The sequence below is a fragment of the Streptomyces swartbergensis genome (assembly GCF_002148965.1).
GTDB classification, from domain to species: Bacteria; Actinomycetota; Actinomycetes; order Streptomycetales; family Streptomycetaceae; genus Streptomyces; species Streptomyces swartbergensis.
On sequence record NZ_NGFN01000319.1, the window covers coordinates 1 to 9,881 of the forward strand.

Annotated in this window: 9 protein-coding genes and 1 pseudogene; 4 read left to right on the top strand and 6 right to left on the bottom strand. The window is 69.3% G+C overall.

Annotation, left to right across the window (positions count from 1 at the left end; genetic code table 11):
* Positions 1-746, top strand: a 746-nt coding sequence (locus CA983_RS34500) for an FHA domain-containing protein (protein WP_143645628.1), incomplete at its 5' end; no start/stop codon positions are given.
* A 20-nt stretch (positions 747-766) separates the two neighbouring features.
* On the opposite strand, the gene CA983_RS34505 is transcribed toward CA983_RS34500, so the two are convergent.
* The gene (locus CA983_RS34505) at positions 767-1,750 is read right to left on the bottom strand and encodes a methyltransferase domain-containing protein (protein ID WP_086604701.1); all 984 of its coding nucleotides are present in this window, start codon (positions 1,748-1,750) and stop codon (positions 767-769) included.
* Between the two features lie 66 nt (positions 1,751-1,816).
* Between CA983_RS34505 and CA983_RS34510 the strand changes: the two genes are divergently transcribed.
* Positions 1,817-2,230 (top strand): globin, encoded by a 414-nt coding sequence (locus tag CA983_RS34510; protein WP_086604702.1) that lies wholly within the window; start codon positions 1,817-1,819, stop codon positions 2,228-2,230.
* A 21-nt stretch (positions 2,231-2,251) separates the two neighbouring features.
* Here the strand turns inward: CA983_RS34510 and CA983_RS34515 are convergent, their stop codons facing one another.
* From CA983_RS34515 to ettA, 3 genes are read right to left on the bottom strand one after another with little or no spacing between them, the layout of a single operon-like run.
* Entirely contained in the window at positions 2,252-2,920 is a 669-nt protein-coding gene (locus tag CA983_RS34515; protein ID WP_086604703.1) for a DUF8185 domain-containing protein, read from the bottom strand.
* Complete coding sequence (locus CA983_RS34520; protein WP_059419984.1) at positions 2,917-3,327, bottom strand: acyl-CoA thioesterase; 411 nt, start codon at positions 3,325-3,327, stop codon at positions 2,917-2,919. Before CA983_RS34520 ends, CA983_RS34515 begins: the two co-directional genes overlap by 4 nt.
* A gap of 2 nt (positions 3,328-3,329) precedes the next feature.
* Positions 3,330-4,994, bottom strand: a complete 1,665-nt coding sequence (gene ettA / locus CA983_RS34525; RefSeq protein ID WP_086604704.1) for an energy-dependent translational throttle protein EttA — start codon at positions 4,992-4,994, stop codon at positions 3,330-3,332.
* Between the two features lie 368 nt (positions 4,995-5,362).
* Between ettA and CA983_RS34530 the strand changes: the two genes are divergently transcribed.
* A complete protein-coding gene (locus CA983_RS34530; RefSeq protein WP_244207221.1) occupies positions 5,363-6,523 on the top strand; it encodes a tyrosine-type recombinase/integrase in 1,161 nt (386 codons plus the stop codon).
* Positions 6,524-7,554: 1,031 nt separating this feature from the next.
* On the opposite strand, the gene CA983_RS45955 is transcribed toward CA983_RS34530, so the two are convergent.
* Positions 7,555-8,292: a hypothetical protein gene (locus CA983_RS45955; RefSeq protein WP_143645629.1), complete on the bottom strand. Its 738-nt coding sequence runs from the start codon at positions 8,290-8,292 to the stop codon at positions 7,555-7,557.
* A 124-nt stretch (positions 8,293-8,416) separates the two neighbouring features.
* Between CA983_RS45955 and CA983_RS34535 the strand changes: the two are divergent.
* Positions 8,417-9,026: pseudogene (locus CA983_RS34535) on the top strand (hypothetical protein).
* Between the two features lie 447 nt (positions 9,027-9,473).
* On the opposite strand, the gene CA983_RS34540 reads toward CA983_RS34535, so the two are convergent.
* Positions 9,474-9,695, bottom strand: a complete 222-nt coding sequence (locus CA983_RS34540; protein ID WP_086604706.1) for a hypothetical protein — start codon at positions 9,693-9,695, stop codon at positions 9,474-9,476.
* Between the last annotated feature and the right edge of the window lie 186 nt (positions 9,696-9,881).

Sequence of the window (9,881 nt, forward strand, 5' to 3'; positions counted from 1 at the left end):
GCCCCGGCGCGCCCAGTGGTCCCGGTGGCCCCGGCGGTGCTCCGCAGAGTTACCAGCAGTCCGGCCCGCCGGCTCCGCCCGGGTTCCCGCAGGAGACCCAGCGTCCGCAGCAGGGCGGTCAGTCCTTCGGCGGCGGCGGTGACGACTGGGTGCTCCCCCCGCCGTCGTCCACCGGCCCGGGCGGCGGTCAGGGCGGCGGCTACGGCTATCCGCAGCCCGGCGCGACCCAGGCCCCGCCCGGCCACGGATCCGGTCAGGGCGGCTACGGTTACCCGCAGCCCACCCAGGCCCCGCCCGGCCCCGGCGGCTTCCCGCAGCAGCCCCAGGCGCCCCAGGGTCCGGCGACCTGGACCGCGACCATCGGCCCGGACCGCGAGTACTTCATGGCGATGATGCAGCGCTCCGGCCCCGAGGCCGCGGGCCTGAACCTGCCCGCGTACTCGCCCGAGCAGCAGCGCACGCTCACCGGCAACCAGATCACGATCGGCCGCCGCCGGCACTCCACCGGCGACACCCCCGACATCGATCTGTCGGTGCCGCCGGAGGACCCGGGCGTCTCGCACCAGCACGCGGTGCTGGTCCAGCAGCCCGACGGCAGCTGGGCGGTCGTCGACCAGAACTCGACGAACGGCACGACGGTCAACGGCTCGGAGGAGCCGATCCAGCCGTTCGTCCCCGTACCGCTCCAGGACGGTGACCGGGTGCACGTCGGCGCGTGGACGACGATCACGATCCGCCGCGGCTGAGCCCCCGGTCAGCAGTCTCGTCAGGACGGGAGGGGCCAGGCGTACGGCCCCTCCGGGTCGTCCAGCCAGGCCCATTCCCGGTCTCCGCTGACGGTGATGCCGTAGCGCTCGCGCTGCGGCATGCCCTCCTGTTCCCACAGCGCGTGCGCCTCCTGCGGGTCGAGGCTGCCGCGGGTCAGGGCCAGCAGGAAGCGGAACAGGTCGTCCTCCCTGGCCCGGCGCGGTACGCCGCCCAGCTGGAGCGGCTCGCCTCCGGGCCGGCTCCCGCCGCGCAGGGGCACGAAGTAGGCGGGCGTGTGCAGGAAACGTCCCTCGGCATGGTCGGCGTCGTGGACCGTGAGCACCACCAGGCCGGTGGCGAGCGGCAGCAGGATCCGGCCACCGGGGCGGCTCTGGGCGAGCCAGGCACGCGGCACGGTGCTCAGCGCGCAGGTGGCGATGATCCGGTCGAACGGCGCGCGCTCGGGCACGCCCCGGGCGCCGTCGCCGGTGACGACGACCGGGTGGTACCCGGCCGCGGCCAGGTGCCGGCGGGCCGACTCGGTGATCTCCGGGTCCAGGTCCACGGTGGTCACCTTGTCGTCGCCCAGCCGGTGGGCGAGCAGCGCGGCGTTGTAGCCGGTGCCGGCACCGATCTCCAGGACCGTGTTCCCGTCCTCCACACCCAGCGCGGCCAGCATGTCCGCCATCAGGGACGGCTGGCTGCTGGAGGAGAGCAGTTCGCCGTCGCGCAGCCGGGTCGCCAGCGGGGTGTCCTCGTAGGCGCCCCGCAGCCACCGCTCGCGCGCCTGCGGGTCGGGGCTCTCGCCCCAGCGGCGTTCGTAGCCGCCGGCGACGCCGACGTAGTAGTACGGCACGAAGAGGTGGCGCGGGACCGCCGCGAACGCCTCCCGCCACGCCGGGTCGGCGGCCCAGGCCCCGCTCGCGTCGATCCGGCGCACCAGTGCCGCCCGCGCGGAGGCGGCGAGATCGTCCGGTTCCCTGTCGGGTGCATGCCCGCCCATACCCCCACAGTAAGGGCACCGGGGCCGGTCCTAGGCCTTGAGACCTATGTCCCCACGTCTGAGAGCATGGAGGGCGTGAAAGAGATTCGGCGCGGCACGCTTCAGGAGCAGACCTTCTACGAGCAGGTCGGCGGGGAGGAGACCTTCCGTCGGCTCGTCCACCGTTTCTACGAGGGAGTCGCCGAGGACCCGCTGCTGCGGCCCATGTATCCCGAGGAGGACCTGGGCCCGGCGGAGGAGCGCCTCACGCTGTTCCTCATCCAGTACTGGGGCGGCCCGACGACGTACAGCGACAACCGCGGCCATCCCCGCCTGCGGATGCGGCACGCGCCCTTCACGGTCGACCGTGCGGCGCACGACGCCTGGCTGAAGCACATGAGGGTCGCCGTCGAGGAACTCGGGCTGTCCGAAGAGCACGAGCAGACGCTGTGGAACTACCTGACGTACGCGGCGGCGTCGATGGTGAACACCCCGGGCTGACAAGCGAGGGCGTCGCGATGGTCAGCGGACGCTGACGTCCAGCGCCCCGAGCCCCGCCTGCCGTACGGCGATCGACCCGTACGGTGTGCGCAGCCGCAGCCACGCGCCCGACGAGAACAGCCCCAGGGGCGCCCCCGGCCGCAGGAACCCGAGCGACTGCGCCGCGTGCACGGCCCGCACCGGGAGCCGGGTGTCGCCGACTTCACGGGACCAGATGTCCCGCCCGATCCGGTCCAGCTCGGCCCTCGCGCGCCCCTCCGGCGGCAACTCCTGCGTACGGGACCGGAACTCGGCGACGGCGGCGGCCACGAGGGACCGCAGCGCGTCGGGCGCCGGCAGTCCCGGCTCGGGCCGCCAGCCGCCGCGCGGCGGCAGTACGCCCGCCCACGGCGGCCCGGTCACCGCGCCCGGCACGACGGCCGTGGCGCCCCTCTCGTCCACCGACTCCAGGAGCTCACCGGCGGACACGGTCACGTCCAGCGTGACGTCGAGCCCGTCCTCGTACGGCTTCGCCAGCCGCACCGCGCGCACGGCCAGCACCTCGAAGGACGGCGGCCGCCCGAACACGGCCAGGGCGGTGCCCGCCGCCTGGAGGCGCACCGCGGCCCCACGGTCGTAGTGGAGCAGCCGGGAGAGGAAGGCCGCGAGATCCGCCGCCTCCCCCTCGTCGGCCAGGTGGAGCACCGTCATGCGGCGACGGCCTCCTCCTCGTCGTCCGTGTACTCCCGGAGGAACTCCCGTTCCTCCGGGGTGAGCCGGCGCGGGCGCTGTGCCTCGAAGTCGAACGGCACTATCACCGTCGAGGCCCGGACGTAGACCAGGTCGTCGTCCTTCACCTCGTAGGTGAGGGTGAAGGACGCCGCCCTGATCTCCGTGACCCACAGCTCGATGTCCACGGGGGTGTGCCGGTGGACCAGCTGCCGCTTGTAGTCGATCTCATGGCGCGCCACCACGGACCCCTGCTTGAAGTCCTTCTCCGGGCGGAACAGGAAGTCGATACGGGCTTCCTCCAGGTAGCGGAGGAACACCACGTTGTTGACGTGGCCGTACGCGTCCATGTCCGCCCAGCGCAGCGGGCAGCGGTAGATGTGCCGCAAGATCAGCCCCGGGTCAGCTTCTTGTAGGTGGCGCGGTGCGGACGCGCCGCGTCCGGGCCGAGCCGCTCGATCTTGTTCTTCTCGTACGACTCGAAGTTGCCCTCGAACCAGAACCACTTGGACTCGCCCTCGTAGGCGAGGATGTGCGTGGCGATCCGGTCGAGGAACCACCGGTCGTGGGAGACGACGACGGCGCAGCCGGGGAACTCCAGCAGCGCGTTCTCCAGGCTGGAGAGGGTCTCGACGTCGAGGTCGTTGGTCGGCTCGTCGAGGAGCAGCAGGTTGCCGCCCTGCTTGAGGGTCAGCGCGAGGTTCAGCCGGTTGCGCTCACCGCCGGAGAGCACACCGGCCGGCTTCTGCTGGTCCGGCCCCTTGAACCCGAAGGCGGAGACGTACGCGCGCGAGGGCATCTCGACCTGGCCCACGTTGATGTAGTCCATCTCGTCGGAGACGACCGCCCACAGCGTCTTCTTCGGGTCGATGTTCTCGCGGCTCTGGTCGACGTACGAGATCTTGACGGTGTCGCCGACCTTGATCGCACCGGAGTCGGGCTCCTCGATGCCCTGGATCATCTTGAACAGGGTCGTCTTGCCGGCGCCGTTCGGCCCGATGATGCCGACGATGCCGTTCCGCGGCAGCGTGAAGCTGAGGTCGTCGATGAGCACCTTCTCGCCGAAGCCCTTGGTGAGGTTGTTGACCTCGACGACGACGCTGCCCAGGCGCGGGCCCGGCGGGATCTGGATCTCCTCGAAGTCCAGCTTCCGCATCTTGTCGGCCTCGGCGGCCATCTCCTCGTAGCGGGCGAGGCGCGCCTTGGACTTGGCCTGCCGCCCCTTGGCGTTCGACCGCACCCACTCGAGCTCTTCCTTGAGGCGCTTCTGCCGCTTGGCGTCCTTCTGGCCCTCGACCTTGAGGCGGGCGGCCTTGGTCTCCAGGTACTTGGAGTAGTTGCCCTCGTAGGGGTAGAGGCGGCCGCGGTCGACCTCGCAGATCCACTGGGCGACGTTGTCGAGGAAGTACCGGTCGTGGGTGACCGCCACGACGGTGCCCGGATACTTGGCCAGGTGCTGCTCCAGCCAGTTCACGGACTCGGCGTCGAGGTGGTTGGTGGGCTCGTCGAGCAGCAGCAGGTCGGGCTGTTCCAGCAGCAGCTTGCACAGCGCGACGCGGCGGCGCTCACCGCCGGACAGGTTGACGACGGGCCAGTCGCCGGGCGGGCAGCCCAGGGCGTCCATGGCCTGCTCCAGCTGGGCGTCGAGGTCCCACGCGTTGGCGTGGTCGAGGTCCTCCTGGAGCTTGCCCATCTCGTTCATGAGCTCGTCGGTGTAGTCGGTCGCCATCTGCTCGGCGATCTCGTTGAACCGGTCGAGCTTGCCCTTGATCCCGGCGACACCCTCCTGGACGTTCTCCAGGACGGTCTTGTCCTCGGTCAGCGGGGGCTCCTGGAGCAGGATGCCTACCGTGTAACCGGGGGTGAGGAAGGCGTCGCCGTTGGACGGCTGCTCGATCCCGGCCATGATCTTGAGGATGGTCGACTTGCCGGCGCCGTTCGGGCCGACGACGCCGATCTTCGCCCCCGGCAGGAAGCTGGTCGTCACGTCGTCGAGGATCACCTTGTCGCCGTGCGCCTTACGCGCCTTGCGCATGGTGTAAATGAACTCAGCCAAGAGAAACCGTCCGGCAGCTTGAATACGGCAGTGGGCAGATACACCCCATCTTGCCGTACCGCCACCCCTGGGTGGAAACGCGTATGTCGCGAGGGCTCTGACCTGGGGCTTCGACCGCTCTCGCGCGGCCCGGAGACGGCCCCGCCCCTGGGTCCCCCACCGCTCCGGGCTATCGTGCCGCCGTGACAAGCGCAGCGCAGCGCCCCCTCCTCTTCCTCGACGTCGATTTTACCGACCGTGGGTAGTGCCGCCCGTGATGTCCGTCTGGGCCTGTGACCAGGACGTCATGGGCTCGTTTACCGACCGGGACCGGGACGTCTGTCGTGTTCCGGAGTCGGTACGGAGGACAAGTGGTACGGCACGTCGTGGTGGGGGACTTGAGGGTCCAGCGGATCGAGAGGAAGGACGGGCGGAGATCATGGACGATCGTCTGGCCCGAGGGCACGCTGCACACGGAGGCGGACCGGTTCCTGCGTGAGCACGAGGGCTCGGGCACGCAGAAGACCTACGCGTACTACCTGGTGGACCACCTACGGTGGCTGGAGCGCGAGTGCCTGGCCTTCGACACGGTCCAACTGCGCGACCTGGAACGGTACATGGGGATCGTCGGTGCTGAGGTCCGCATGCCTCTCGGAGAACCGTGGCGGGTCGGCAAGCGCCCCTACGGCCGCTCCGCGCTGTCGACTGCGGCGGCCTGCTTGAAGGGCTTCTACCTGCACCAAGCCTCCCTCGGCATCAACGGCGAGCTCGGCAAGAGGCTCGACAGGTCCCGGCTGCCGTCGCGGGTGGACAAGCGCCGTTCGTTCCTCGGTCACGTGAAGTCGCCACTGCCCACGAACCCGCTGGCGCCGAAGGGGCCGCACCGCCGGCACCCGAAGATGCTGCCGGACGGGGCGAGGGAGAGGTTGCTGGAGACGGTGAATGCCGCCCGGGACCGGCTGGTCGTCGACTGGCTCGCCGACGGGGGCCTGCGGATCGGGGAGCTCTGCGGGCTGCACCTGATCGACCTGCACCTGAGGGAGAACGCTGCCTGCGGCGAGTGCCGCACCCCGCACCTGCATGTCTGCCACCGGCCCGGCAACCCGAACGGGGCCGAGGCCAAGACCAAGCATCCGTGGCAGGTCGAGCGCGGGACGGTGACCGGCGGGCTGATCAAGCGCGTCAGCCCGGCGATGGTGCACTCCTACTTCGAGTACATCACCGCCGAGTACCCGCGCGGCGCTCGGCACGGCATGCTCTTGGTCCAGCTGCACGGTGCCGATGTCGGCCAACCGTGGGCACCGGTTGGCGCGAGGCGGATGCTCGGCCGGGCCGGGAAACGCGCCGGGCTCGGACTCGTGAAACCTCATGCCTTCCGACACTCGTTCACGTCCGCGGTTCTCGACGCCGCCGACGGCAATGCGCTGATCGCCCGGGATGCCGGCGGCTGGGCCTCGGCCGCGATGGTCGACGAGGTCTACGGGCACGTCGACATCCACGACCCGGTCTTCGACGCCGCTCTGCGCACGGTCTGGGGTGAGGACCGATGAAGCGCCGGGACGCGTTTCTGCTGCCCTTGCTGGCCCCGCACCAGAACCAGACGCGGATTGGCAGGGATCGCTTGGAGATCCTCACGGCGTTGAGGAACGCGCCCTCCTTCGATCCTCTGTTCCGCGACGACATCGTGCAGATCCCGCCCGGGCACCAGATCTATCGATGGTTTTGCCGGGTCCCAGGGTGTCAGCGCGCCACCGGCCTCGGCGACTTCTGCCACGCTCATCGCCAAGAGTGGCTCGCGGTCGCGAAAGAGGGTGTCAGCCGGTCAGCCTTCCTCAGCGTCGCTGAACCATTGGGCGAGACAACCGAGCATGAGGGGAATCTGACCTGTTTGATCTGCCCCGAGCGGCCCGCGAGGGTGGGCCAGTATCGTCTCTGCGAGTTTCACCTTCGAAACTGGAGTCGGACGCGAGCCGGCACGGAAACCGCACTCGACTTTGATGGGTGGGTCGCCGAGCAGAGTCCTGCTCCTGGGTTCGGGATCTGCACAGTGCTGGTCTGCCCGCTGCTGGCGGAGTCCCCGCTGGGGCTGTGCCGCCGACACGCTCACGCTTACCGCAGGGCGGGTTCTCCCGGCGGCGCGTCGATTCCGGCCGCATGGTGGCGCCATGACCGACCCACAGCGAGCTACGTCGACCACACCCAGTTCCAGGCGTGGTGCGTCACGGAGACCGCGGTCGCCATGCCCGCTCAGCTGAACCTGCGCGGGCTGCGGCCACTGACACAAGCAGAGATCCAGTGGGGGTTGTTCACTCACACGCAGCGATCGCGCCCGGCCCGCTGGGATGTCACCGCACTCCGGATGGTGGTGAACGCCTGCCGCGAGCAGGATGCGACCTCGATCACCGATCTGGCTCTCGCTTCCTTGACCAAGACGGCCAAGGGGATCGCAAAAGAGATCCTCCACGAGCTGCGCCTGGTCTATTTCACACCTGAGGAGGCCAAGGAGGCCGGATTCCTCGAAACGAGGCACTTCGGTATCAGCTATGAGAACCGGCTGGGCCACATCAGTCTCACCGCGATCTCACAACGGTGGCTGCGGGACATCACGTGGGACTACTTTGCCGAACTCCTGCGCTCGCCGCGCTGCCCCAACAGCGCCCACACCCTTGACCAGATTCGCCGGGCGATGACTGAGTTGAGCGCGTTCCTTGAATTCGACGCCCCTGGCGGAGGCCACAACCCCGCACTCCTGGCGAGGGAACACGCCGACCGCTTCGTCGCAGATCAGCGGCATCGCGAGCGCCATGGGCTCCCGTCTCTGGCCATGGTCCGGACCGATGGGAAATCGAGCATCGTCACGACTGGCACACGATCGTTGGTCTTCAACCACTCCCGCAAGATCCTCCGCAAGGCAATGGACGACGGCGTGACCGATGCTCTTGGCCTGGCCAGGGAGTTCGTCGTCGCGTTGCCGAACGCTGGCTCCACCGCTTACCAGAAGCGGCGACGCCCGTTCGCCGACGAGGTAGCACGCGCACTGGCCGACGAGCACAATCTCGCTGAGCTCACACGTGTCTACGATCCGGATGATGAGGGCGCTCGGGACATCTGGGAGATCGTCGTGGTCACCGGACGACGGCTGGGGGAAGTCATCGAGCTCCGCTGGAACTGCATCGGCCGGCTCAGCGGACTCGCGATGCTCTGGCACGACCAGACCAAGGTTGGTAACTACGACGCGGCAATCCGCATCCCCGAGTCGCTCTTCGACCTCATCACCGCCCGACAACGCAAGACGCTCAGCCGGTTCGCCGACGAACACGGCTACACCCCCACGGGCAAAGAACGCGACGGACTCGCGCTGTTCCCCACCAGCTACCGCAGCACCGATGGAACGATCGCACTGAGCTGCTCCCCGTCCCGTCGGCCGTCGCCTCAGCGCAGCCGTGGAGAACCTCTCCGTCACCTTCCGCGGCATGACCGCGCACCCGGACGAGCACAACTGCGAATGCCACTGGGGGAGTTCCGAGGAGCTCGCCCTCCTGAAGACGCCGGATGCGGAACTGGAGCCGGACCTCCTGCGCCGGACCTGGCAGGCCATCGACTGGACCGATCACGCTGCCGTGCTGCGCCGCATCCTGCCGCAGTTCGCCGCGGTCCTGGTCGACGGTCGCGCGGAACCGCTGTTCGGACTGGAAGAGGCCGGATACTCCTTCGCCCGCGGCTGCTGGCAACAATGGCCCGACGAACAGGCCGATTCGGTACGCGAGTTCCTGCATGCCTGGTGGGTGCAGAGCCTCACCGATCCTGCGTCTCGCCGAGGCGGCCGCGGAATGGGGGTCCGAGCTCCTGGGAGAGAGACTGCCGTGGAACGTCGGCTGGTACGAGCACGACGAGGAGGAACTGCGCGCCGAACTGGTCGCCTGGCTCCTCGGTCACGCCGCGACGCGACTACGCGAGTCGGGCGCATCGGCGGATCTGCAGCACCGGATACGGCTGCTCGGACTCACCGGTGAGGATCGCTGGACGGATCCGCACTGGCCCGGCTACCGCTGACTGCAGGCCCTGAGCCTGTACCGGCTGCGCAGTGACCGGGTTCACACTGACGCGGACGCGTAAAGCCGTCTCCGCGATCTATCGGGCCGTCGGTCAAGCCCACGACGGCCCTGGGACGGTCCAAGCCGCCTGACACGGCCCCTCATCGGCGAGGGAACGGCTGGTGAGGGGCGTTTTCATGCCCTTTCGGGCGAGCGAAAATCTGCTCTTGGCCGGGTTTTACCGTCCGTGCCGGTCACCGGTGAGGGGTTCGGGCGCTGTCGCGCTGTCGTCCTCTCCGAAGTCCGGGGCCTGGAAGGGGTTCGTGGCCGGGGGCGGTGATGCCGTGGCCGCGGAGTGGGGTGCCCCTTCCGGGGCGGAGAAGAGCGAGGTCAGATCGATGAGAGGTCTCCTTCTGGTGCCAAGCCCCGGGAGGGACCTGGTGTGCCGTGACCGGGCACAGCGGTGTCAGAGCTTGGTCATCTTGGTGTACGGGCTCAGGATCCGCTTCTGTGCCGAGCCGAAGTCCACGAGGACCGCGATCCCGTCCTCGATGCCGATGACCCGGCCGAGGCCGTACATGTCGTGTGTGACCTGGTCGCCCACGGAGAAGTGCTTCGGGGCCGGGATGACCGGGGCCTTGAAGGGGCTGGTGGGCAGATGGCGCTTAGGTGCAGCAGGCTTTGTCATTGCCTCTAGTATGCGCCCTCGCGTGTTCTGTTRCCTGCGGCTGTCCATGTTCCGCTTTTCGGCACGGCCCCGGCCGGTCTCGCGGGCAGGCCTCTCTCACGCCGCGAGCACGCCCCGAGCACGCGCTGAGCACGCCCCGGCGCACGCGCTGAGCCCGCCCTGAGCCCGCCCCGTCACGCCCCGAAG